This is a genomic window from Leclercia sp. M50 (genome assembly GCF_037150775.1).
Classification (GTDB): domain Bacteria; phylum Pseudomonadota; class Gammaproteobacteria; order Enterobacterales; family Enterobacteriaceae; genus Enterobacter.
Genome location: NZ_JBBCPK010000060.1, coordinates 1 through 22,378, shown reverse-complemented (window position 1 = coordinate 22,378; position 22,378 = coordinate 1). Strand labels below are relative to the sequence as shown.

The 22,378-nt window shown below is 54.7% G+C and carries 22 protein-coding genes and 1 rRNA gene; 8 read left to right on the top strand and 15 right to left on the bottom strand.

What is annotated here, in order from left to right; all coding sequences use genetic code 11:
• Positions 1-11: 11 nt before the first annotated feature.
• From era to rseD, 9 genes are all read right to left on the bottom strand, one after another.
• Complete coding sequence (gene era / locus WFM46_RS15230; RefSeq protein WP_336997950.1) at positions 12-917, bottom strand: GTPase Era; 906 nt, start codon at positions 915-917, stop codon at positions 12-14.
• Positions 914-1,594 carry a ribonuclease III gene (rnc, locus tag WFM46_RS15225; RefSeq protein ID WP_103180753.1) on the bottom strand — a complete coding sequence of 227 codons (681 nt, stop codon included), beginning with the start codon at positions 1,592-1,594 and terminating at the stop codon, positions 914-916. The genes era and rnc overlap by 4 nt, the downstream gene beginning before the upstream one ends.
• A 223-nt stretch (positions 1,595-1,817) precedes the next feature.
• Positions 1,818-2,792 carry a signal peptidase I gene (lepB, locus tag WFM46_RS15220; protein WP_103824593.1) on the bottom strand — a complete coding sequence of 325 codons (975 nt, stop codon included), beginning with the start codon at positions 2,790-2,792 and terminating at the stop codon, positions 1,818-1,820.
• Positions 2,793-2,808: 16 nt separating this feature from the next.
• The gene (gene lepA, locus WFM46_RS15215) at positions 2,809-4,608 is read right to left on the bottom strand and encodes a translation elongation factor 4 (RefSeq protein WP_103180755.1); all 1,800 of its coding nucleotides are present in this window, start codon (positions 4,606-4,608) and stop codon (positions 2,809-2,811) included.
• A 184-nt stretch (positions 4,609-4,792) separates the two neighbouring features.
• Positions 4,793-5,269, bottom strand: coding sequence for a SoxR-reducing system protein RseC (gene rseC, locus WFM46_RS15210; protein ID WP_114385946.1), 477 nt, complete (start codon positions 5,267-5,269; stop codon positions 4,793-4,795).
• Positions 5,266-6,219: a sigma-E factor regulatory protein RseB gene (rseB, locus tag WFM46_RS15205; protein ID WP_103180757.1), complete on the bottom strand. Its 954-nt coding sequence runs from the start codon at positions 6,217-6,219 to the stop codon at positions 5,266-5,268. The genes rseC and rseB overlap by 4 nt, the downstream gene beginning before the upstream one ends.
• Positions 6,219-6,869 (bottom strand): anti-sigma-E factor RseA, encoded by a 651-nt coding sequence (rseA, locus tag WFM46_RS15200; protein ID WP_103180758.1) that lies wholly within the window; start codon positions 6,867-6,869, stop codon positions 6,219-6,221. The genes rseB and rseA overlap by 1 nt, the downstream gene beginning before the upstream one ends.
• Positions 6,870-6,900: 31 nt before the next feature.
• The gene (rpoE, locus tag WFM46_RS15195) at positions 6,901-7,476 is read right to left on the bottom strand and encodes an RNA polymerase sigma factor RpoE (protein WP_032613187.1); all 576 of its coding nucleotides are present in this window, start codon (positions 7,474-7,476) and stop codon (positions 6,901-6,903) included.
• Positions 7,473-7,541, bottom strand: a complete 69-nt coding sequence (gene rseD, locus WFM46_RS15190) for a rpoE leader peptide RseD (RefSeq protein WP_233212310.1) — start codon at positions 7,539-7,541, stop codon at positions 7,473-7,475. Before rseD ends, rpoE begins: the two co-directional genes overlap by 4 nt.
• A gap of 357 nt (positions 7,542-7,898) precedes the next feature.
• On the opposite strand from rseD, the gene nadB reads away from it, so the two are divergent.
• Complete coding sequence (gene nadB / locus WFM46_RS15185; protein ID WP_325940662.1) at positions 7,899-9,518, top strand: L-aspartate oxidase; 1,620 nt, start codon at positions 7,899-7,901, stop codon at positions 9,516-9,518.
• Here nadB and trmN read toward each other — a convergent pair.
• Positions 9,503-10,240, bottom strand: a complete 738-nt coding sequence (trmN, locus tag WFM46_RS15180; protein WP_336997949.1) for a tRNA(1)(Val) (adenine(37)-N(6))-methyltransferase TrmN — start codon at positions 10,238-10,240, stop codon at positions 9,503-9,505. The genes nadB and trmN overlap by 16 nt on opposite strands.
• Positions 10,241-10,372: 132 nt before the next feature.
• Between trmN and srmB the strand changes: the two genes are divergently transcribed.
• Positions 10,373-11,701, top strand: coding sequence for an ATP-dependent RNA helicase SrmB (gene srmB, locus WFM46_RS15175; RefSeq protein ID WP_180209512.1), 1,329 nt, complete (start codon positions 10,373-10,375; stop codon positions 11,699-11,701).
• A 51-nt stretch (positions 11,702-11,752) separates the two neighbouring features.
• Here srmB and grcA read toward each other — a convergent pair whose 3' ends face one another.
• Positions 11,753-12,136: an autonomous glycyl radical cofactor GrcA gene (gene grcA, locus WFM46_RS15170; protein ID WP_103180763.1), complete on the bottom strand. Its 384-nt coding sequence runs from the start codon at positions 12,134-12,136 to the stop codon at positions 11,753-11,755.
• A gap of 314 nt (positions 12,137-12,450) precedes the next feature.
• Between grcA and ung the strand changes: the two genes are divergently transcribed.
• Positions 12,451-13,140: a uracil-DNA glycosylase gene (ung, locus tag WFM46_RS15165; RefSeq protein WP_103180764.1), complete on the top strand. Its 690-nt coding sequence runs from the start codon at positions 12,451-12,453 to the stop codon at positions 13,138-13,140.
• Positions 13,141-13,233: 93 nt separating this feature from the next.
• Here the strand turns inward: ung and WFM46_RS15160 are convergent, their stop codons facing one another.
• Positions 13,234-14,319 (bottom strand): tRNA/rRNA methyltransferase, encoded by a 1,086-nt coding sequence (locus tag WFM46_RS15160; RefSeq protein WP_180209511.1) that lies wholly within the window; start codon positions 14,317-14,319, stop codon positions 13,234-13,236.
• A 206-nt stretch (positions 14,320-14,525) separates the two neighbouring features.
• Here WFM46_RS15160 and trxC point away from each other — a divergent pair, with 206 nt between their 5' ends.
• The 5 genes from trxC to WFM46_RS15130 all read left to right on the top strand — a co-directional run bounded on the left by trxC (position 14,526) and on the right by WFM46_RS15130 (position 20,247).
• On the top strand, positions 14,526-14,945 hold the full coding sequence (gene trxC, locus WFM46_RS15155) for a thioredoxin TrxC (protein WP_103180766.1): 420 nt from the start codon (positions 14,526-14,528) through the stop codon (positions 14,943-14,945).
• A 71-nt stretch (positions 14,946-15,016) separates the two neighbouring features.
• On the top strand, positions 15,017-15,715 hold the full coding sequence (gene tapT / locus WFM46_RS15150; protein WP_336997948.1) for a tRNA-uridine aminocarboxypropyltransferase: 699 nt from the start codon (positions 15,017-15,019) through the stop codon (positions 15,713-15,715).
• Positions 15,716-15,750: 35 nt separating this feature from the next.
• On the top strand, positions 15,751-18,414 hold the full coding sequence (locus WFM46_RS15145) for a bifunctional acetate--CoA ligase family protein/GNAT family N-acetyltransferase (RefSeq protein WP_336997947.1): 2,664 nt from the start codon (positions 15,751-15,753) through the stop codon (positions 18,412-18,414).
• 110 nt (positions 18,415-18,524) lie between these two features.
• Positions 18,525-19,880, top strand: coding sequence for a CDP-diacylglycerol--serine O-phosphatidyltransferase (pssA, locus tag WFM46_RS15135; RefSeq protein WP_336997946.1), 1,356 nt, complete (start codon positions 18,525-18,527; stop codon positions 19,878-19,880).
• Between the two features lie 43 nt (positions 19,881-19,923).
• Entirely contained in the window at positions 19,924-20,247 is a 324-nt protein-coding gene (locus tag WFM46_RS15130; RefSeq protein ID WP_103181124.1) for a YfiM family lipoprotein, read from the top strand.
• On the opposite strand, the gene WFM46_RS15125 is transcribed toward WFM46_RS15130, so the two are convergent.
• From WFM46_RS15125 to rrf, 3 genes are all read right to left on the bottom strand, one after another.
• The gene (locus tag WFM46_RS15125; protein ID WP_156655043.1) at positions 20,244-21,551 is read right to left on the bottom strand and encodes an MFS transporter; all 1,308 of its coding nucleotides are present in this window, start codon (positions 21,549-21,551) and stop codon (positions 20,244-20,246) included. The two genes, WFM46_RS15130 and WFM46_RS15125, sit on opposite strands and share 4 nt — an antisense overlap.
• A 152-nt stretch (positions 21,552-21,703) precedes the next feature.
• Entirely contained in the window at positions 21,704-22,159 is a 456-nt protein-coding gene (locus tag WFM46_RS15120; RefSeq protein WP_103180771.1) for a DUF4385 domain-containing protein, read from the bottom strand.
• 117 nt (positions 22,160-22,276) lie between these two features.
• Positions 22,277-22,378 (bottom strand): 5S ribosomal RNA (gene rrf / locus WFM46_RS15115); the annotation flags it as partial.

Sequence of the window (22,378 nt, the reverse complement as noted above, 5' to 3'; positions counted from 1 at the left end):
GTTTTAGTGGCTTATACGTCGTCGCCGTAACCAAGACTGCGCAGTGCGCGCTCGTCATCGGCCCAGCCAGATTTCACTTTCACCCACAGTTCCAGGTGAACCGGCGCTTCGAACATCTCCTGCATATCCTTACGGGCTTCGATACCAATGGTTTTGATTTTGGCACCTTTATTGCCAATCACCATCTTCTTCTGCCCTTCGCGCTCAACGAGGATCAGCCCGTTGATGTCATATCCGCCGCGCTCGTTAGTCTGGAAACGTTCGATTTCAACGGTGACAGAGTACGGAAGTTCCGCGCCAAGGAAACGCATCAGCTTTTCGCGAATGATTTCAGACGCCATAAAGCGCTGAGAACGGTCAGTGATGAACTCTTCCGGGAAGTGATGAATCGCTTCCGGCAGATGCTTGCGCACGATGCCCGCGATGGTGTCGACGTTCAGACCGGTCTCGGCAGAGAGCGGGACGATATCGAGGAAGTTCATCTGGCTACCCAGCCACTGCAGATGCGGCAGCAGATCGGCTTTTTCCTGCACGTTGTCCACTTTGTTGACCGCGAGGATCACCGGCGTTTTACCGTCACGCAGTTTGTTCAGCACCATCTCGTCGTCCGGCGTCCAGCGGGTACCTTCAACAACGAAAATCACCAGCTCAACGTCGCCGATAGAGCTGCTCGCCGCCTTGTTCATCAGACGGTTAATGGCGCGCTTCTCTTCCATATGCAGACCGGGGGTATCGACATAAATCGCCTGATATGCCCCTTCGGTATGGATACCGACAATGCGGTGACGCGTGGTCTGCGCCTTGCGGGAGGTAATAGAGATCTTTTGCCCCAGCAGATTATTCAGCAGGGTTGATTTGCCTACGTTCGGACGTCCAACGATGGCAATAAATCCACAATAACTTTTTTCTTCGCTCATTCCAGCTCCAGCATTTTCAGCGCCTGTTCGGCGGCAGCCTGTTCCGCCTTACGACGGCTTGAACCTGTGCCAACCACCGGTTCACTCAGGCCACTGACCTGGCAATGGATGGTAAACTCCTGATCGTGTGCTTCGCCACGAACCTGCACCACCAGATAAGATGGCAGCGGCAGATGGCGACCCTGCAAATACTCCTGCAAACGGGTTTTTGGATCTTTCTGTTTATCACCCGGGCTGATCTCATCCAGACGCGTCTGATACCAGTTCAGGATCAGCTGCTCCACCGTCTGGATATCGCTGTCGAGGAAAACACCACCGATTAACGCTTCGACCGTATCCGCGAGAATAGATTCACGACGGAAGCCGCCGCTTTTCAGTTCGCCAGGCCCGAGTCGCAGGCATTCACCCAGTTCGAATTCACGGGCAATTTCGGCAAGCGTATTGCCACGTACCAGCGTTGCGCGCATGCGGCTCATATCGCCTTCATCCACACGCGGGAAACGGTGATAAAGCGCATTCGCAATAACAAAACTTAAAATGGAGTCGCCCAGAAATTCGAGTCGCTCATTGTGTTTGCTGCTGGCACTGCGATGGGTTAATGCCTGTTGCAACAACTCCTGATGCTGAAAAGTGTAGCCCAGCTTCCGTTGAAGCCGATTAATTACGATGGGGTTCATGCGATACCAATAGAATAAATGCATCAAAAATGCAGCACACGAAACCGTCCTGAGAAAGCCAACGCGGTTTCGTGTGCCGTGGCACTGAATCAGCGCCAACCTTAAACTTCGGGGGAATATTCTATACGCAACGACAGGGGTTGTCGTTAGTCAGAAGAGATTTATCAGTGAAATAATTCACGTAGCCTCTGGTTAAAGAGGCTACGTGCTCATTTATCAGGAATTAATGGATGCCGCCAATACGATTTAACCGTACGCCGGTTGGCCATTCGCCTTCCTGTTTCTCGAAGCTCATCCAGATGGTGGTGGCTTTACCCACCAGGTTCGCTTCCGGCACAAAGCCCCAGTAACGGCTGTCCGCGCTGTTATCGCGGTTATCACCCATCATGAAGTAGTGTCCCGGTGGCACGATCCAGGTCGCCAGCTGCTGCCCCTTCTGCTGATAGTACATGCCCAGCTGATCCTGCGCGATGGAGACGGTCAGGATACGGTGCGTCACATCGCCCAGGGTCTCTTTACGCTCGTTCAGACGAATACCGTTCTCTTTGGTCTCGCCTTTCGGCAGCTGGAAGAAACCGCTGGTCGCTTCGCCGCCGTTGCGACGGGCAAAGGTCTGCACAAAGTCGCTTGGCTCAACGCCGGAATAGGTCACCGGTAATGCGCTACCGCAAGCGGTGCCGGAACTGCAGCCAGGCTGAACCGTCACCTCTTTGGAAACCGGATTATAGGTTACCTTATCACCCGGTACGCCAACGGTACGTTTGATGTAATCCAGACGCGGATCGTCCGGATATTTGAACACCACGATATCGCCGCGTTTTGGATGGCCGGTTTCGATCAGCGTTTTCTGGTAGATCGGATCTTTAATGCCATAAGCAAACTTCTCGACCAGAATAAAATCACCGATCAGCAGCGTTGGCATCATCGAACCGGATGGGATCTGGAAAGGTTCATAGATAAACGAACGTACCACCAGCACAATGGCCAGCACCGGAAAGACCGAAGCGCCCGTTTCCAGCCAGCCCGGCTTAGGGCTGACTTTCTTCAGGGTATTCGGATCCAACTGGTCGCCCGTGGCAGCCTGCGCGGCGGCCTGACGTTCGCGACGTTTCGGAGCAAAGATAAACTTATCCAGACACCACAACAGCCCCGTCACCAGTGTGGCAATCACCAGGATCAGGGCAAACATGTTCGCCATGCCAACTCCTTAAGGGTTATTTTCCGTCTTTACCAACGTGCAGAATGGCAAGGAACGCTTCCTGCGGCAGCTCAACGTTACCGACCTGCTTCATACGCTTCTTACCTTCTTTCTGCTTCTGGAGCAGCTTCTTCTTACGGCTGACGTCACCGCCATAGCATTTTGCCAGAACGTTTTTACGCAGCTGTTTCACCGTAGAACGGGCGATAATGTGGTTGCCAATCGCCGCCTGAATCGCAATGTCGAACTGCTGGCGTGGGATGAGATCTTTCATCTTCTCTACCAGTTCGCGACCGCGATACGGGGCGTTGTCGTTGTGGGTGATCAGCGCCAGCGCATCGACGCGCTCGCCGTTGATCAGCACGTCCACACGCACCATGTTGGAGGCCTGGAAGCGTTTGAAGTTGTAATCCAGCGACGCATAACCGCGTGAAGTTGACTTCAGACGATCGAAGAAGTCGAGCACCACTTCCGCCATCGGGATTTCATAGGTCAGCGCCACCTGGTTACCGTGGTAAACCATGTTGGTCTGCACACCACGTTTTTCGATACACAGCGTGATGACGTTACCGAGGAACTCCTGCGGCAGCAGCATGTGACATTCGGCGATCGGCTCGCGCAGCTCATGAATATTATTCAGCGGCGGCAGCTTGGATGGACTGTCGACGTAGATAACCTCTTTGGAGGTGGTCTCGACTTCGTACACTACCGTTGGTGCGGTGGTGATCAGATCCAGGTCATATTCACGCTCCAGACGCTCCTGAATGATCTCCATGTGCAGCAGGCCGAGGAAGCCGCAGCGGAAGCCGAAGCCCAGCGCCGTCGAGCTTTCTGGCTCATAGAACAGGGAAGCATCGTTCAGGCTCAGCTTGCCGAGCGCGTCACGGAAGTTCTCATAATCGTCAGAGCTGACCGGGAACAGACCGGCGTAAACCTGCGGTTTCACCTTTTTAAAGCCTGGCAGCGCTTTTTCTGCCGGGTTGCGGGCGCCCGTCAGGGTATCGCCCACTGGCGCGCCGAGGATGTCTTTGATGGCGCAAACCAGCCAGCCTACTTCGCCGCACTTCAGTTCGGTACGGTCGACCTGTTTTGGCGTGAAGATACCCAGACGGTCAGCGTTGTAAACCTGTCCGGTGCTCATCACTTTGATCTTGTCGCCTTTACGCATGGTGCCGTTTTTAATACGCACCAGCGAGACAACGCCGAGATAGTTATCGAACCAGGAGTCGATGATCAGCGCCTGCAGTGGCCCCTCCGGATCGCCTTCCGGCGCCGGGATGTCACGCACCAGACGTTCCAGCACGTCGGTTACACCCACGCCGGTTTTTGCCGAGCAGCGCACGGCGTCGGTCGCGTCGATGCCGACGATATCTTCGATCTCTTCCGCCACGCGCTCAGGGTCAGCGGCTGGCAGGTCGATCTTGTTCAGAACCGGCACCACCTCGAGATCCATTTCCATCGCGGTATAGCAGTTCGCCAGGGTCTGGGCTTCTACGCCCTGCCCCGCATCCACTACCAGCAGCGCGCCCTCACAGGCCGCCAGCGAACGGGAAACTTCATAAGAGAAGTCAACGTGGCCTGGGGTGTCGATAAAGTTAAGTTGGTAGGTTTCACCGTCAGACGCTTTATAGTCGAGCGTAACGCTCTGCGCTTTAATGGTAATACCGCGTTCGCGTTCCAGGTCCATGGAGTCCAGTACCTGGGCTGCCATTTCACGATCAGACAGGCCACCGCAAATCTGGATAATACGGTCAGACAGCGTCGACTTACCGTGGTCAATGTGAGCAATGATCGAAAAGTTACGTATGTTCTTCATATAGTTAAATAATTATGCCTTACGAATTCCTGGAGGCCGCTGTTCTTAGCCTGACGTTTTTCAGTGCGAAAACGCAGCATTCTACACTACATCTCCGTCACCAGGAAATGCTCTTCCAGCAAGCTTAGCGCGAAGATCTGGCGTTTTCTTTTATGAGATGTAAATAAAACAAAGCCCGGTAACATCACCGGGCTTCTGAAGAGAGCGTGTCGACACGCAACTGATCGGGTGGCAATCCGACGCTGAGAATAACGGGCTGCCACGCTTCACGCTCCGCAAGACGGGAGGAAAAGCCGCGAGCCAGTAAAAAACCGCCTACGCCGCCCAGCGCTGCGCCGCACATGGCGGCGAGATCGGTCCCAAACAGTACCTGGAACAGACCGCCAAGGGCAAACAACCCCACCAGCGGGGAGAGATAGACCAGCATCGCCGAGCCAAGCAGGCTACCTTCAGCGATCCCTAACTCGACTTTTTGCCCCTCCACCAGCGGCTCTGCGCTGGGCACGCTGATCGTGTGTGAGGTCTGTGGTCCAAGTTTGTTCAGCACCCGGCTGCCGCAACCGGCGCGGGAGGCGCAGCTGTTGCAGGATGCTTTGACGTCGCAGCTGACCAGCGCGACGCCCTTATGCCATGAAACGACCGTTGCCCACTCTTTGATCATTGTGCAGCCCTGAATTTAATGCTGTCGGCGATACGTTTAGCGGTTTGCGGCGGCAGTTCACCGACAACAGTGATCTCTGCGTTATCCCGTATTGTGGTGCTGACGGTGCGACGCCCGGTACGCAACATCTGATCGGCACTGACCGGTGTTGCCCGGTTAATATTAACCGAGAAACTGAACAAGCCGTCGGAGTAAAGACGGGATTCAACCGGGGTATCGATGGTGGGCAACTGGCGTCGACTGCTGGAGACTTCACTGAAGCCCTGCGGGATCCAGTTGGGCGCCCAGTTAAAGTTGACGTTATCCCCCGCCGGGACGGAGAGCAGTGGCGGCAGGTTCGCTTTTGCCAGATTCTGCATGCTGTTACCGACCTGATCGTCGATGGTGAAAGAGATCACCCGGAACTGCTCCAGCGTCTCACCATCCCGATCCAGCAGATCGACCCGCATTGGCAGCTTGGTCTCTGCATCCATCCAGACAATATAGCTGTAACGTGTTCCGTCTCTGGCGACCACCCGCAGCACCTCGCAGAGCCGATCGGCGATACGGGTACGTCCTACGGAGATAAAGTCGTAGTAAGGGGAGAGCCGTTTAAAATCGGTATAGATGAGCGAAGGCAGCGAATCAACAATGTAGTCGCCATTCAGCGTAAAGGGTTCGAGACCCGGCTCGAAATAGCTGATTTCATTGCCACGCTGCACGACTTCGCGGCGCGGACCATCCATCTGCAAAAGCTGGGCAAGCGGCTGTTTATCAAGACGGGCATGGCGATAGCGTAACGACTCTACACCTTGCTTATTGATACTGATAAAAGACAGCTCGTAGTTGAGTGACTGGCTGGCCTGGTTCATTTGCTGCAACAACGCCCCGGACGATACATCAGCCGAGGCGTTGACAGTGAACAACAGGCTACCCGCCATCAGAGACATGGCGCACCAAAGTTGCTTCATTACTGCGATTGCGTTCCTAAAGTTTGGTTTCCTGGCACTTGCACAGCAGCCTGCTGCGTTTGCGCCTGTTCAAACTGAAGCTGCTCAGAATGCAGACGACGCTGCAATTCATAATCCTGCAACATCGCATTAATACGACGGCGCTGCTCCTGGACCTGCTGCTGCTGACCGGCACCGGCCGAGGCATCAGAAGGAATACCCAGACTTACCGGGCTGGCTTTGCCCATCATCGGCAGTGTATTAAACACTGGCGCTTCTGGTTGCTGGCTCACTTCAGATTGAGTGTTATAGTGCTGGACGCCCACAATAACTGCAAGCGATACGCAAGCAGCCACACCCATTTGAGTCAGTTGACTCGCCCAGGGGCGCACTTTGTTCCAGAAAGGCATCTTCTGCCACAGGTGCGGTGCAGGTTGGGCTTCGGGGATTAGCGGGGTGGCCTGAGAAACAGGTTCGTTCTCTATGGCCGCCATTACGCGAGCTGAGATATCAAAATGGAGGAGATCGCTGGTATCGCCGCGCAGAGTATCGCGAATGAGATGATAACTCTCCCAGGTTTTTTGCATCTCAGGAGAGCGAGAGAGCTCGTTGAGCATCTCACTGTCCAGCGTTTCACCATCCATCAAAGCGGAAAGTTGTTCTTTCTGCATGCCTAATACCTTTTCCAGTATCCCGCTATCGTCAACGCCTGATTAGCGGTTGAACTTTATTATCAATAGCTTCTCGCGCACGAAAGATCCGTGAGCGAACCGTACCGACCGGGCAATCCATGATAGCGGCTATCTCTTCATAGCTCAGGCCATCTAACTCCCGCAACGTAATTGCCATGCGTAAATCTTCCGGGAGCGACTCGATGGTGCGAAAAACTATTTGTCTCAGTTCTTCTGACAACATTAAGTTCTCAGGGTTCGAAATTTCTTTCAACGCACCGCCGCTTTCAAAATTTTCAGCGTCGATAGCATCGACATCGCTTGAAGGCGGACGTCGGCCCTGAGCGACGAGGTAGTTCTTAGCCGTATTGACGGCAATACGGTACAGCCAGGTATAAAAAGCACTATCTCCCCGGAAAGATTCCAGCGCACGATAGGCCTTAATGAAAGACTCTTGTACCACATCAGGAACATCCCCTGACGGTACATAGCGGGACACCAGACTCGCCACCTTATGCTGGTAGCGCACCACCAGTAGGTTAAAGGCTTTCTGATCTCCCTTCTGGACCCGTTCAACCAGAATCTGGTCCGTTAACTGCTCGCTCATCCGAGGTAAAGTCTCCCCAAACCTAAATTCCACGCGTTATCGAAACGCCACTCCAAACACTGCACTGTGAGCAAGCAGTTGCTTTGAGGGTCTTTATTTCAATTAGTTCCGTCACGCCTTTGTTTTTGTTAATCACGTCGCAGACCGTTCATTTTCTATCATTATAAGTCTGATACCGATACGTACCCAGTTTCTGCTAAGAAATGGTCTTTTACCGCTTGCAGGGTAACGCAAGACGGGCTTTATTTCACCACAAAATCTGAAGCTAACGATCTGCTACGCAAAATATTTTCGCCCTTTTAGTCCCTTATCGCTGTCCAGCCTTTGTTTAGTCATTGCAACAACTCTTAAAAAAAACGTGCGATTCATCGCATTCAGGTGCTATGCTGGCCAAACACTGTTTAGTAAATTAAACACACATCATGAACGCAATTTCCGAACTCACCTGTGACGTACTGATTATCGGCAGCGGCGCCGCCGGCCTTTCACTGGCGCTGCGACTCGCCCCACACCAGAAAGTGATTGTCCTCAGCAAAGGTCCTGTTAGCGAAGGTTCTACCTTCTATGCCCAGGGCGGAATTGCTGCGGTGTTTGATGAAACTGACAGTATCGACTCCCATGTCGAAGATACCCTGATTGCTGGTGGCGGTATCGTGGACCGACACGCGGCTGAATTTGTCGCCAGTAATGCCCGCCACTGCGTGCAATGGCTGATCGATCAGGGCGTGCTGTTTGATACCCACGTGCAGGCCAACGGAGAAGAGAGTTACCACCTGACGCGTGAGGGCGGACACAGCCATCGCCGGATCCTGCATGCCGCAGATGCCACTGGTAAAGCAGTCGAAACGACGCTGGTCAGCCAGGCGTTAAGCCATCCCAACATCCGGGTGCTGGAACGCAGCAACGCGGTGGATTTGATCATCTCCGATAAAATTGGTTTGCCGGGCACGCGGCGCGTTGTGGGAGCCTGGGTCTGGAACCGTAATAAAGAGAAGGTGGAAACCTGTCGGGCAAAATCGGTTGTACTGGCAACCGGCGGTGCCTCTAAGGTGTATCAGTACACCACCAACCCGGATATTTCCTCAGGGGACGGTATTGCCATGGCCTGGCGAGCGGGCTGTCGCGTGGCGAATCTGGAATTTAACCAGTTCCACCCCACTGCGCTATTCCACCCGCAGGCACGCAACTTCCTGCTGACCGAAGCGCTACGTGGTGAAGGCGCGCATTTAAAACGCCCGGATGGCACGCGCTTTATGCAGGACTTTGACGAGCGGGGCGAGCTGGCGCCGCGTGATGTCGTGGCCCGCGCTATCGATCATGAGATGAAACGCCTGGGCGTGGACTGCATGTATCTGGATATCAGCCACAAACCCGAAGCCTTTATTCGCCAGCACTTCCCGACCATCTATGAAAAACTGTTGGGGCTCGGCATCGACATCACCAAAGAGCCGATGCCGGTGGTGCCCGCGGCACACTATACCTGCGGCGGCGTGATGGTCGACGATCATGGCCGGACCGACGTTGACGGCCTGTACGCCATCGGCGAGGTGAGCTACACCGGCCTGCATGGCGCGAACCGAATGGCATCAAACTCGCTTCTGGAGTGCCTTGTATACGGCTGGTCAGCGGCGGAAGATATCACGAAGCGCATGCCTTACGCCCGCCAGGTGGAAAACCTGCCGGACTGGGACGAAAGCCGCGTGGAGAACCCGGATGAACTGGTCGTGATCCAGCATAACTGGCACGAGCTGCGCCTCTTTATGTGGGATTACGTCGGCATTGTGCGCACCACCAAACGTCTGGAGCGCGCCCTGCGCCGTATTACCATGCTGCAGCAGGAAATTGACGAGTATTACGCCCATTTCCGCGTATCCAATAATTTGCTGGAACTGCGTAATCTGGTTCAGGTGGCGGAGTTGATTGTGCGCTGCGCAATGATGCGCAAAGAGAGCCGCGGTTTGCACTACACGCTCGACTACCCGGAGCAGCTTGAGCATTCCGGCCCGTCGGTGCTCTCACCGCTGGCTCACATAAATAAATAGAAGGGGTGGGTCAGCGCCGTGTAGTCATCGGAATAACGCTGATCTGGCCCACGTATCACCAGCCTGTCGCTGAAGCACTCTCCCTCTTTCGGCGACAGCGCCAGCAGCACCCGGTGCGGCAGCCTGCCGTCGGTTTCCGCAATATCGGTGCGCAGGCGTAAAAACCAGCCCATCTCCAGCGCGCTGGCAATAAATGCACTGCCTGCGCTCTCCGGTAACACCACGCAGAAAAATCCCTCTTCGGAGATCAACCCGGCGGCGCAGGCTAACAGCGCGCCATGATCGAGCGTGTCGGTATACCGGGCCTGCTCTCGCTGGGGTGTGGCACAGGCTACACCCGGTTCAAAATAGGGAGGATTGCTGACAATCAGGTCATAGCGAGCCGTTTGATCTGGCGCCCAGGCAAGAACATCCGCACAATGGAGAGATACGCGCGAAGCCCAGGGGGATTCCGCTACGTTTTCCGCTGCCTGCTCAGCCGCCTGGGGATCCAGTTCAACCGCGTCAAGCGTGACGGAGTGTTCGGTACGCTGCGCCAGCATCAGGGCTAATAATCCGCTGCCGCTGCCAATGTCGAGGATGCGTTTAACGCCTGCTACCGGTGCCCATGCCCCCAGTAAAATGCCATCAGTGCCGACTTTCATTGCACAGCGATCGTGGGCGACAAAGAACTGCTTAAAAGTAAAACCATCGCGGCGCAGCTGCGCTTTGAGTTGAGACATGTCGGAGCAACCTTCAAAGTGAAACGGGAGTAGCATAGGTGAAAGCGTAACGACGGAAAAGGGATATCCACACAAACAGATGAAGATTGCAGCCGTAACGTCTATAATCAGCGCCCCACACAGAGGTAGAACATGACTGTAACGACTTTTTCCGAACTTGAACTCGATGAAAGCCTTCTGGACGCGCTCCAGGAAAAAGGCTTCACACGCCCGACCGCTATTCAGGAAGCGGCAATTCCGCCTGCACTGGAGGGCCGTGACGTGCTCGGTTCTGCGCCAACCGGCACGGGTAAAACGGCAGCCTATTTACTGCCTGCGTTGCAGCATCTGCTGGATTTTCCGCGTAAGAAATCAGGTCCGCCGCGTATTCTGATCCTCACCCCGACCCGTGAACTGGCGATGCAGGTTGCCGATCATGCCCGTGAGCTGGCGAAGAATACCCACCTGGATATCGCAACCATTACCGGCGGTGTGGCCTATATGAACCACGCCGAAGTATTCAGTGAGAACCAGGATATCGTCGTTGCGACGACCGGGCGTCTGCTGCAATACATCAAAGAAGAGAACTTCGACTGCCGTGCGGTTGAAACCTTAATTCTTGACGAAGCTGACCGTATGCTGGATATGGGCTTTGCGCAGGATATCGAACACATTGCCGGTGAGACCCGCTGGCGTAAGCAGACCATGCTCTTCTCCGCGACGCTGGAAGGCGATGCAATTAAAGATTTTGCTGAGCGTCTTCTGGAGGACCCAGTTGAGGTTTCCGCCACCCCGTCCACCCGCGAGCGCAAGAAGATCCATCAGTGGTACTACCGCGCCGATGATATTCAGCATAAAACCGCGCTGCTGATCCACCTGCTGAAACAGCCTGAAGCCACCCGCTCTATCGTCTTTGTACGGAAACGTGAGCGTGTGCACGAGCTGGCGACCTGGCTGCGTGAAGCGGGTATCAATAACTGCTATCTCGAAGGCGAGATGGTGCAGATTAAACGTAACGAAGCGATCAAACGTCTGACCGATGGCCGCGTGAACGTGCTGGTGGCGACCGACGTTGCTGCGCGCGGTATTGATATTCCTGATGTCAGCCACGTGTTCAACTTCGATCTGCCGCGCACTGCGGATACCTATCTGCACCGCATTGGCCGTACCGGTCGTGCCGGGCGTAAAGGGACAGCCATTTCGCTGGTCGAAGCGCATGACCATCTGCTGCTGCAAAAAATTGGTCGTTACGTTGAAGAGCCGCTGAAGGCCCGCGTGATCGACGAACTGCGTCCGAGCACCCGTGCGCCGAGCGAAAAAATGACGGGCAAACCGTCCAAGAAAGTGCTCGCTAAACGTGCCGAGAAAAAGGCGAAAGAGAAAGAGAAACCGCGCGTGAAGCAACGCCACCGTGATACCAAAAATGTGGGCAAGCGTCGTAAGCCTAGCGGCAGCACGCCGGTGACACAGAAAGAAGAGTAATAAAAAAGCCGGGTTCTAACCCGGCTTTTTTTATCTGTACGCTGGTAACGATTACAGGCTGGCAGTAAAGGTACGGGCAATAACGTCGCGCTGCTGTTCGGCAGTCAATGAGTTAAAGCGTACCGCGTAGCCAGAAACACGGATGGTCAGCTGCGGATATTTTTCCGGATGCTTAACAGCATCTTCCAGCGTTTCACGACGCAGCACGTTAACGTTCAGATGCTGACCGCCTTCAACGCGGACTTCAGGTTTGATTTCCATCGGGATTTCGCGGTATTCGAACTCGCCCAGCGCGTTAACCTGAACAACTTCATCTTCAGCAAAGCCTGCTTTTGCGCATACGCAACGCGCTTCGCCTTTCTCGCTGTCCAGCAGCCAGAATGAGTTCAGCAGGTCGTCGTTTGCAGCTTTAGTAATCTGGATACCAGTAATCATGTGATGTCTCCCTTACACTACAATATTGGGTGTCGCCCGTTCGTCCGGGCAATTGGTAAAACCATTGTTGCTTGAGTGTATATATATCAGTCAAACCCTCGTCATTCCTTGACTTAAATCAACAAAAACCACACCAGTAAAAGGGTGATAAACGGAGATTATTGTTTTATATCAATTTTACCCTCGCAATCGGCTTCAAAATTCCGTGTAAATTTTCAATATTTTTCAGTGCAATGACATTTTTGGCTCGCCAGTTTTGTTCCCTCGTCATATGCAGTTAAGCTAAAGACAGTGAAAATTCGCAGGAGAGCGAGATGACAGCACCTTTAACCTGGCACGACGTACTGGCCGATGAAAAAAAACAGCCTTACTTCGTTAATACTCTGAATACCGTTGCCGCGGAACGTCAGGACGGCATCACCATCTATCCGCCCCAGAAAGATGTGTTCAACGCCTTTCGTTTTACCGAGCTGGCAGATGTCAAAGTGGTTATCCTGGGACAGGATCCCTACCACGGACCGGGTCAGGCACACGGCCTGGCGTTTTCTGTGCGTCCGGGCGTTGCTATCCCCCCTTCCCTGCTGAATATGTATAAGGAGCTGGAAGCCTCCGTGCCGGGGTTTACCCGCCCTTCACATGGCTACCTGGAAAGCTGGGCGCGTCAGGGCGTTCTGTTGCTCAACACCGTGCTGACGGTTCGCGCCGGGCAGGCCCATTCTCATGCCAGCCTCGGGTGGGAGACATTTACCGACAAGGTTATCAGCCTGATTAACCAGCACCGGGAAGGCGTGGTCTTTTTGCTCTGGGGATCGCATGCGCAGAAGAAAGGGTCGATCATTGATACTCAGCGCCATCATGTGCTGAAAGCGCCGCACCCGTCACCGCTGTCAGCCCATCGCGGCTTTTTTGGCTGCAATCATTTTGTGCTGGCGAATGAGTGGCTGGAGAAACAGGGCGAAACGCCAATTGACTGGATGCCGGAGTTACCGGCTGAAAGCGAGTAAGTTGTTGTAGGCCGGGTAAGGCGAAGCCGCCACCCGGCACATTGCCCGGCGGCGCTACGCTTGCCGGGCCTACGAACGACGAACAAAGCGGGATTATGCTTTGTTCTGACGCCACCATTCCGCCAGCAGAACGCCGGTCGCAACGGATACGTTGAGGCTTTCTACATTGCCGGTGCCATCGATAGAGACGCTCAGATCGGCGCTGGAGAGTGCCGCATCGGAGAGACCATCGCGCTCCTGACCCAACACCAGCACCATCTTACGGGGCAGTGTCGCTTTAAACAGCGGCGTGGTGCCTTTGTGGCTGGAGGTGGTCACGATGGCATAGCCCGCCTGACGGAACTGCTCAATCGCTTCCAGCACGCTGTCGCCAGTGATCGGCTGAACGTGCTCCGCGCCGCCTTCCGCCGTACGGATTGCTGCGCCGGATTCCAGCAGAGCCGCATCCTGCAACAGAACGCCTTTCACGCCGAAGTGGGCGCAGCTGCGCATCATGGCGCCGAGGTTGTGCGGGTTACCCACGTCTTCCAGGGCCAGCACGCAATCATCTTCGCCAGCCTGGCTGACCCACTGCTTAACGGTGGTACCGTTACGTTTCTTAATCAGGAAGCAGACGCCACCATGGTGTTCGGTGCCAGACGCTTTGGTGATCTCAGCATCGTCTACCACGTGGTAGGCTTTGCGGTTGGCCGCCATCCAGCGCAGCGCTTCTTTGAAACGCGGCGTGACGCTCTGGATGAACCAGGCGCGCACGATGCAATCAGGACGGCTCTGGAACAGGGCCTGACAGGCGTTTTCGCCATAGACGCGCGTCTCTTCGGCACGCTGACGGCGGATCACTTCCGGATCGATAACCGTTTTACCGGCCATGCTGCCGTGATCGACGGGCGCATTGGACTCGTCGCCCGGCGCGCGGGAGACGGTACGCCACGGTGAGGCGTCGCGGCTAAAATCGTCGCGTTTGAAATCATCACGCTTACGGTCGTCACGTTTGCGGTCATCACCGCGGCTGCTTCTCTCATCGCGGGCGGGGCGACGGCCACCGTCTGCACGAGATGGCCCTGGACGCCCGCCACCTTTTCCGGTACGCGGATTTTGGGTGCGTTTATCAGAGTCATCGTCACTGCGGACATACATCACTTTGACCTTGCCGCTTTTGTTTTTCAGTTCGTCGTTCATGCTTTTCTCCACCAGCGCTGCGCGAAGCGCGCAGATTACCCGATGTCCCGGCGCATAGCCATTACTTCGTATAAAAGCCTGTGACTATTGTTCTCATTGAACAAAACGCATTGTCGTTTCAAACAGGGTCGTTGATAATATGTAACATATTGGAAACATAACCGGCATGTTGCCGATTTGTCCCCCTGCTCTACCTGAGGTTAGTTATGAATACCGTATGTGCCAACTGCCAGGCTCTTAACCGCATTCCGGAAGATCGCATTGATGACGGAGCAAAATGCGGACGCTGCGGTCATGAATTGTTCGATGGTGACGTGATTAATGCTACCGGCGAAACTCTGGATAAACTGCTGAAGGATGATCTGCCGGTTGTTGTCGACTTCTGGGCACCCTGGTGCGGCCCGTGCCGTAACTTTGCGCCGATCTTTGAAGATGTCGCCGAAGAGCGTAGCGGTAAAATGCGTTTTGTGAAAGTGAACACCGAAGCTGAGCGCGAACTGAGCTCCCGCTTCCGCATTCGTAGTATCCCGACCATTATGATTTTCAAGAATGGTGAAGTCGTCGATATGCTCAATGGTGCCGTTCCGAAAGCACCTTTTGATAGCTGGCTGAACGAATCCCTCTGACATTCCGGGGCACGTAACTTGTGCCCCGCCCTCGCCTCTGCGAGAATGGCGTTTTTTCTGCGCTCCTTCCCATGACTGATAACGCCGTACTGCAACTGCGCGCCCAACGCCTGGCGCGTGCGACTCGCCCTTTTCTTGCCCGTGGTAACCGCATTCGTCGCTGTCAGCGCTGTCTGCTGCCGCTCAGGCAGTGTCTCTGCGCGACGCTGGCGCCCAGCCATGCTCAAAGCCGTTTCTGCCTGGTGATGTTCGATACCGAACCGATGAAGCCCAGCAACACCGGACGGCTGATCGCCGATATTCTACCGGATACCGCAGCCTTCCAGTGGTCACGCACTGAGCCACCTCAGGCGCTGCTCGATCTGGTCGCCAGCCCCGACTATCAACCGATGGTAGTGTTTCCGGCCTCCTACGCCGGTGAGACGCGCCAGGTAATTACCGCGCCCTCCGCCGGTAAACCGCCGCTGTTTATCATGCTGGATGGCACCTGGACTGAAGCGCGTAAAATGTTTCGCAAAAGCCCCTATCTGGATGCGCTGCCGGTGATCTCCGTCGATTTGTCGCGCGTCTCGGCTTACCGGCTGCGTGAAGCCCACGCAGAAGGCCAGTATTGTACTGCCGAAGTGGCCATTGCCCTGCTGGATCTGACGGGGGATGTTCAGGCGGCAGGCGCCCTGGGCGATCACTTCTCACGCTTTCGCGAACGTTATCTGGCAGGAAAAACCATTCATAAGGGAAGCATCACAGCGGCGGTGCCGGAAAGCGTTTAAAATCATCAGGTCACTCGCCTTTTCAGGAGATCTGTATGAGCCAGCGCGGGCTAGAAGCCTTACTCCGCCCTAAATCCATTGCCGTGATTGGCGCGTCGATGAAGCCTGAACGCGCCGGTTATCTGATGATGCGTAACCTGCTCGCTGGCGGCTTTAATGGCCCGATACTGCCGGTTACCCCCGCGTATAAGGCGGTGTTGGGTGTCCTTGCCTGGCCGGATGTGGAGAGCCTGCCCTTCATTCCCGATCTCGCGGTGCTCTGCACCCACGCCCGACGTAACATCGCCCTGCTCGACGCGCTGGGGAAGAAGGGCTGCAAAACCTGCATTATTCTCTCTTCGCCCCCTGAACAACAGGCGGAGTTGCTGGCCTGCGCGACGCGCTACCAGATGCGACTGCTGGGGCCAAACAGCCTTGGCCTGCTGGCACCCTGGCAGGGGCTGAATGCCAGTTTCTCTCCCGTTCCGATACGTAAAGGCAAACTGGCCTTTATCTCCCAGTCGGCGGCGGTCTCTAATACCATCCTCGACTGGGCCCAGCAGCGCGAAATGGGCTTTTCCTATTTCATCGCGCTGGGCGACGGTCTGGACATTGACGTTGACGAGCTGCTGGATTTTCTGGCGCGCGATAGCAAAACCAGCGCCATCCTGCTCTATCTTGAGCATCTCAGCGACGCGCGACGCTTCGTCTCAGCAGCCCGTAGCGCTTCACGCAACAAACCGATTCTGGTGATCAAAAGCGGGCGTAGCCCGGCCGCCCAGCGTCTTTTGCATTCTCATTCAGGCATGGATCCGGCATGGGATGCCGCTATCCAGCGTGCCGGCTTGCTGCGTGTTCAGGACACCCACGAACTCTTTTCCGCTGTCGAAACGCTCAGCCATATGCGCCCGCTGCGCGGGGAACGGCTGATGATCATCAGTAACGGGGCCGCACCGGCCGCGCTGGCGCTGGATGAACTGTGGCTGCGTAACGGTAAGCTGGCCACCCTCAGCGAAGAGACAATGCAGCGCCTGCGTGAGGCATTGCCGTCCGGCGTGGAGCCGGGTAATCCACTCGACTTACGCGATGATGCCAGCAGCGAGCACTATCTCATGGCACTCAATATCCTGCTGGACAGCCAGGATTTTGATGCCCTGATGGTCATTCACTCCCCTAGTGCCGTAGCCCCGAGCAGCGAAAGCGCTCGTGCGCTGATTGATATTGTGAAGAAGCATCCGCGCGGAAAGTATGTGTCGCTTCTGACCAACTGGTGCGGTGAATTTTCATCTCAGGAGGCGCGACGTCTGTTCAGCGAGGCTGGCCTCCCCACTTACCGTACCCCGGAAGGCACTATCACCGCTTTTATGCATATGGTGGAGTACCGGCGCAATCAGAAACAGCTGCGGGAGACGCCTGCCCTGCCGGGAAACCTGACCGCCAATACGGGTCATGCTTACGACCTGTTGCAGCGTGCCATTGATGACGGCGCGCGTTCGCTGGATACCCATGAGGTACAGCCGATCCTCACCGCCTATGGCCTGCATACACTGCCCACCTGGATCGCCAGCGACAGCGCGGAAGCGGTGCATATTGCCGAGCAGATCGGTTATCCGGTAGCACTGAAACTGCGTTCGCCAGATATCCCGCATAAATCTGAAGTTCAGGGGGTGATGTTGTATCTGCGTACCGCGGCGGAAGTCCAGCAGGCGGCGGATGCCATTATCGATCGCGTTAAAATGGCCTGGCCCCAGGCGCGGATCCACGGCCTGCTGGTGCAGAGCATGGCTAATCGTGCCGGCGCGCAGGAGCTACGGGTGGTAGTGGAACACGATCCGGTCTTCGGTCCGCTGATTATGCTGGGCGAAGGGGGCGTGGAGTGGCGCCCTGAAGAGCAGGCGGTGGTTGCCCTGCCGCCCCTGAACATGAACCTGGCGCGTTATCTGGTGATTCAGGGGATTAAGAGCAAAAAGATCCGTGGACGCAGTGCCTTAAGACCGCTGGATATCGCCGCCCTGAGCCAGTTCCTGGTGCAGGTATCGAACCTGATTGTCGATAGCCCGGAAATCCAGCGTCTGGATATTCATCCTTTACTGGTATCCGGCAGCGAACTGACGGCGCTGGATGTGACGATGGATGTGGCGGCCTATACCGGCGATCGCGAAAGCCGGCTTGCTATTCGCCCTTACCCCCATCAGCTTGAAGAGTGGGTGGAGATGAAAAATGGCGAACTGTCGCTGTTCCGCCCTATCCTTCCTGAAGATGAACCCCAGCTTCAGCGCTTTATCGCCCAGGTCACAAAAGAAGATTTGTATTACCGCTACTTTAGCGAAATCAACGAATTTACCCACGAAGATTTAGCCAATATGACGCAGATCGACTACGATCGGGAAATGGCTTTCGTTGCTGTCCGACGCACTGAAGAGGGCGATGAAATCCTTGGCGTCACACGTGCCATCTCCGATCCTGATAACGTTGATGCGGAGTTTGCGGTGCTTGTTCGCTCCGATCTGAAAGGTCTTGGGCTGGGAAGACGATTACTCGAAAAACTGATCAGTTATACGCGCGATCACGGACTGATTCGCCTCAATGGCATTACCATGCCTAACAACCGTGGCATGGTCGCCCTGGCGCGAAAGCTGGGCTTTACCGTTGATATCCAGCTTGAAGATGGGATCGTCGGGTTGACTCTGCAGCTTATGCCATCAGGTAAACAAGAGTAAGGTACTGGAAATGTTGACCACTTTAAACGGCACTGGTGGTATGATTGCCCGCTTCTGTTGTCTACATAGTACATATAATCCTTCAATGAACAGAGAAGAAACGCACTGTGATGTTGTCAAAATTTAAGCGTAATAAACATCAACAACACCTTGCTCAACTACCGAAGATTTCTCAGTCAGTTGATGATGTAGAGTTTTTTTATGCTCCCGCCGACTTTCGGGAGACGCTACTGGAAAAAATTGCCAGCGCAACGCATCGTATCTGCATTATCGCGCTTTATCTTGAACAGGATGAGGGCGGCAGCGCCATTTTACGCGCCGTGTACGAAGCCAAACGCCAGCGCCCTGAGCTGGATGTCCGTATCCTGGTCGACTGGCATCGCGCCCAGCGCGGTCGTATTGGCGCCGCTGCGTCCAACACCAATGCCGACTGGTATTGCCGCATGGCGCAGGAAAACCCCGGCGTAGATGTCCCCGTTTATGGTGTTCCTGTTAACACTCGCGAAGCTCTGGGCGTTCTCCATTTCAAAGGCTTTATCATTGATGACAGCGTGCTCTATAGCGGCGCGAGTCTTAACGATGTCTATCTGCATCAACTGGATAAATACCGTTACGATCGTTATCACCTGGTGCGTAATGCCCGCATGGCTGACGTCATGTTTGAGTGGGTGGACCACCATCTGGTGCATGGCCGCGGCGTGAATCGGCTTGACGATCCGCAGCGACCAAAAAGCCCGGAGATCAAAAATGAGATCCGCCTTTTCCGTCAGGAACTGCGCGATGCCATGTTCCATTTCCAGGGCGATGCCGATAATGAACAGCTTGCAGTGACCCCACTGGTTGGGCTGGGTAAATCCAGCCTGCTCAACAAGACCATCTTCCATCTGATGCCGTGTACAGAACATAAGCTGACCATCTGTACACCGTACTTCAATCTGCCGGCGGTGCTGGTGCGTAACATCATTCAGCTGTTACGCGACGGTAAAAAGGTGGAAATTATCGTTGGCGATAAAACCGCGAACGATTTCTTCATTCCTGAAGATCAGCCGTTTAAGATCATCGGCGCCCTGCCTTATCTCTATGAGATCAACCTGCGCCGCTTCCTGAGTCGCCTGCAGTACTATGTGAATACCGATCAGCTGGTTGTGCGTCTGTGGAAAGATGAAGACAACAGCTATCACCTGAAAGGCATGTGGGTTGATGATGAATGGATGCTGCTGACGGGCAATAACCTCAATCCACGCGCGTGGCGACTGGACCTTGAAAATGCGATTTTGATCCACGATCCCCGCCAGGAGCTGGCTGCTCCGCGCGACCGTGAACTGGATCTGATCCGCACGCACACCACTGTAGTGAACCATTACCGCGATCTGCAAAGTATCGCTGACTATCCGGTGAAAGTGCGTAAGCTAATTCGCCGTTTACGTCGCATCCGAATCGACCGGTTGATTAGCCGCATCCTGTAATCTTCAGCCCTGTCATTGACGGGGCTTTTTTATGGAGGTCGTTGTGCGTTATTTGCTGTTAATGGGCTGCCTGGTTTTGGGCGGATGCAGCCATATGGCTCAGGATAGCTGGTCGGGTCAGGATAAGGCGCAACACTTTTTAGCCTCGGCGATGCTCTCGGCTGCGGGTAATGAATACGCACAGCGCCAGGGCTACAGCCGCGACCGCAGCGCTGCATACGGCCTGATGTTTTCGGTCAGTCTGGGGGCATCGAAAGAGCTCTGGGACAGCCGCCCGGCAGGGAGCGGCTGGAGCTGGAAAGATTTTGCCTGGGACATAGCCGGTGCGACTACCGGCTATGCCGTCTGGCAGATGGCGGATCATTAAAGACGCACGCCTTTCCCTTTGCGGTGCAGCATTAAAGAAACCATAAATGCCAGCGCCCCCATCAGCGTGACGTACCAGAAAAAGATAGCCTCACTCCCCACCGATTTTAATGACAGGGCTACATATTCCGCTGAGCCGCCAAACAGCGCGTTAGCCACCGCATAAGATAACCCAACGCCCAGTGCACGCACCTGAGCCGGAAACATCTCTGCCTTAAGAATGCCGCTGATCGAGGTGTAAAAACTGGCAATGACCAATGCGACCATCACCAGTGCAAAAGCGGCATAAGGAGATGTGACATGCTGGAGTGCAGTGAGAATGGGCACAGTACATATTGCCGACAACCCGCCGAAAATCAGCATTGAGCTACGACGACCGATTCTATCCGACAGCGCACCGATAATGGGCTGGATGAGCATAAAGACAAAGAGCGCCACCGTCATGACCATGCTCGCCACGTTAGCGTGCATACCCGTTGTATTAACCAGATACTTCTGCATATAGGTAGTGAAGGTATAGAAGGTGAGCGAACCGCCAGCCGTAAAGCCGAGCACCATTAAAAAGGCCTTCCGGTTACGCCACAAGCCCTTAAAAGAACCTGCCTCTTTTAACGTCCTTACCTCTTTACGCGACGTTTCGTCCAGCTGACGGCGCAGCCACAGCGCCACAATGGCAAGGAGGGCGCCAAGCGCAAAAGGAATACGCCATCCCCAGGCACGGAGATCTTCATCACTCAGAACCTGTTGCAGGATCACGACGGCCAGAATAGCCAGGAGCTGTCCCCCTATCAGGGTGACGTACTGAAATGAGGCATAAAAGCCTTTACGCCCTTCCACGGCAACTTCACTCATATATGTCGCGCTTGTGCCATATTCCCCCCCAACGGAAAGTCCCTGGAACAAACGCGCCAACAGCAGTAAGGCTGGAGCCCAAGTGCCGATAGTGTCATAGCCCGGAAGGCAGGCGATAACCAGGGAGCCGAAACACATCATGCAGACGGAGATCAGCATGGACGTTTTTCGCCCCTTTCGATCGGCAATACGCCCAAAGAGCCAGCCGCCGATTGGACGCATCAAAAAGCCTGCGGCGAAAACGCCTGCAGTTTGCAGAAGCTGGGTAGTGGTGTTGCCGGATGGGAAGAAGATATGGGCAAAATAGAGCGAGCAAAACGAGTAAACGTAAAAGTCGAACCATTCAACCAGATTGCCTGAAGATGCGCCGACGATTGCCCAAATCCTGCGGCGAGTATCGTCCTCTGCCAGTTTTTTACTATCCGTATCTGTACTTGCTACGGTTTCTGTCATTTTAAATCCCCTGTCTTACAATGCGGGCCAAAGCACCCACTCCAGTAAAACCAGATTTAAAATTTAACGTTAGGTAAAATAATTGTTTCTATTATGTTTCATTTAATTTTGTTATCTCCGTCACAAAATGCGTCCTGGCACGGATAACATCATCAGCCCCACTTTTTTTGATGCGCTTGTTTTCTCTGTAAATAATCCTCATCGGCGCGAATTTTGTCCCACCATCCTTTGAATACTTTTGCGGCTTCGGCTTTAACGGGATCGTGATCCAGTGGACGAACATTGCGTTCATCATCGTACTTTTTTCCGCCTTTGTGGTTGGCGTAGCGTCTGGCGCGGGTATATCCCATCTGGATAAATTTTCTGGCCATATCCATGCCCACAAAATCGTCTTGCTGACGGTATTGCTCAAAGAGTGCATATATTTCCTGCGCAGATTTTGTCGCAACCTCAGCATTTTTGTATCGCCAGTAGGGCAGAATTTCGCTTTTGTAAGGTTCAACCAGCAGAACGCCTTGTTCTCCCCGCCCTACCTGGTAAAGCTCAGGATGGTCGCGAAAGTTTATGTTGGCGAAATCTTGTTGGTAGTTAAAGGGGGGGTTCGGCAAAATAACCTCGCTGACGATGCGTATCTTGTTATTTTAGCCAGAGATTGTTGATTGTGCCCGCCAGGGTGGAAAAGCAAAAAACCCCGCACCATAAGGTACGGGGTTTCTTAATTTGATGCCTGGCAGTTCCCTACTCTCGCATGGGGAGACCCCACACTACCATCGGCGCTACGGCGTTTCACTTCTGAGTTCGGCATGGGGTCAGGTGGGACCACCGCG

Coding starts and splice junctions, on each gene's coding strand:
- pssA (WP_336997946.1), top strand. CDS start 18,525: ATGTTGTCAAAATTTAAGCGTAATAAACATCAACAACACCTTGCTCAA.
- ung (WP_103180764.1), top strand. CDS start 12,451: ATGACAGCACCTTTAACCTGGCACGACGTACTGGCCGATGAAAAAAAA.
- trmN (WP_336997949.1), bottom strand. CDS start 10,240: ATGTCTCAACTCAAAGCGCAGCTGCGCCGCGATGGTTTTACTTTTAAG.
- era (WP_336997950.1), bottom strand. CDS start 917: ATGAGCGAAGAAAAAAGTTATTGTGGATTTATTGCCATCGTTGGACGT.
- WFM46_RS15160 (WP_180209511.1), bottom strand. CDS start 14,319: ATGAACGACGAACTGAAAAACAAAAGCGGCAAGGTCAAAGTGATGTAT.
- rpoE (WP_032613187.1), bottom strand. CDS start 7,476: ATGAGCGAGCAGTTAACGGACCAGATTCTGGTTGAACGGGTCCAGAAG.
- lepB (WP_103824593.1), bottom strand. CDS start 2,792: ATGGCGAACATGTTTGCCCTGATCCTGGTGATTGCCACACTGGTGACG.
- trxC (WP_103180766.1), top strand. CDS start 14,526: ATGAATACCGTATGTGCCAACTGCCAGGCTCTTAACCGCATTCCGGAA.
- rseA (WP_103180758.1), bottom strand. CDS start 6,869: ATGCAGAAAGAACAACTTTCCGCTTTGATGGATGGTGAAACGCTGGAC.
- rseB (WP_103180757.1), bottom strand. CDS start 6,219: ATGAAGCAACTTTGGTGCGCCATGTCTCTGATGGCGGGTAGCCTGTTG.
- grcA (WP_103180763.1), bottom strand. CDS start 12,136: ATGATTACTGGTATCCAGATTACTAAAGCTGCAAACGACGACCTGCTG.
- lepA (WP_103180755.1), bottom strand. CDS start 4,608: ATGAAGAACATACGTAACTTTTCGATCATTGCTCACATTGACCACGGT.
- srmB (WP_180209512.1), top strand. CDS start 10,373: ATGACTGTAACGACTTTTTCCGAACTTGAACTCGATGAAAGCCTTCTG.
- tapT (WP_336997948.1), top strand. CDS start 15,017: ATGACTGATAACGCCGTACTGCAACTGCGCGCCCAACGCCTGGCGCGT.
- rnc (WP_103180753.1), bottom strand. CDS start 1,594: ATGAACCCCATCGTAATTAATCGGCTTCAACGGAAGCTGGGCTACACT.
- WFM46_RS15145 (WP_336997947.1), top strand. CDS start 15,751: ATGAGCCAGCGCGGGCTAGAAGCCTTACTCCGCCCTAAATCCATTGCC.
- rseC (WP_114385946.1), bottom strand. CDS start 5,269: ATGATCAAAGAGTGGGCAACGGTCGTTTCATGGCATAAGGGCGTCGCG.
- nadB (WP_325940662.1), top strand. CDS start 7,899: ATGAACGCAATTTCCGAACTCACCTGTGACGTACTGATTATCGGCAGC.
- WFM46_RS15125 (WP_156655043.1), bottom strand. CDS start 21,551: ATGACAGAAACCGTAGCAAGTACAGATACGGATAGTAAAAAACTGGCA.